Below are 812 nucleotides of genomic sequence, written 5' to 3' on the forward strand. Positions count from 1 at the left end.
GTTGTACAACATTACCCAAAACAAGAAAATTTGAACAAAATATTATTATTAGCACTTTTAATTTTCTCAAATACTTACGGACAAGTGCAGAAAAAATTCTTTGTCGAAGACGAAAAGAATGTTAAATATGTGACAGTAAATTTCTGTGTGAATGATGATGCAAAAATTAGCGAAGTAACAATTGTTGCAGATAAAACTACATATGAAAATGAATATAATATTGAGCAGCTTCGACAGTATCTTCTCGGAATCCAATATTATCCTGACAGTAAATTAAAAAACAACTGCCACTATTCGATTTTTGAATTCATAAACAATAAGTACGAAAATAAAAGTTTGGATGAAGATGAATGTAATACTTGTGAAAAATTTCGAACTGGACTTTATCAGTATACGCACGTATTAGTTAAGGATTACAAAATTAAGCGAAAAAGAAAAATCCAAAGAGAAATTGGGAAAAAAGACAAACAAATTTATTACATAAAATGGTTATCTGATTGCAAATATATTTTGACCTATAAAAGAATGACAGATCAAAGACTAAAACACTTAATTGGAAAAGAAATAGAAGTTGAAATAATAGACATTCTTGACGATGATAGTTATGTATTTAGTTCAAAAGCAAACTTTAAAGAAATATTTGATTACGGAATAATTAAAAAGATAAAATAAAAAACGTTGTACAACAAAGTATAAGAAATAATACTTAAATTCATTCCTAAATCAAAAGGTTAGTGCATTTTTAGTCACTCTGATTTTCCTGCGGAAAATCCTCGGACACAAAACCGCACTATTCTTATACATAAACGTTG

The 812-nt window shown here is 27.7% G+C and carries 1 protein-coding gene; it reads left to right on the top strand.

The window, feature by feature from the left end; all coding sequences use genetic code 11:
• Nucleotides 1-672: hypothetical protein (locus tag ACH5TX_RS00275; protein ID WP_439337562.1), on the top strand; the 672-nt coding region annotated here is incomplete at its 5' end.
• Between the last annotated feature and the right edge of the window lie 140 nt (nt 673-812).

Origin of the sequence: Thalassobellus citreus, assembly GCF_044385915.1 — a bacterium.
Taxonomy (GTDB): Bacteria; Bacteroidota; Bacteroidia; order Flavobacteriales; family Flavobacteriaceae; genus Thalassobellus; species Thalassobellus citreus.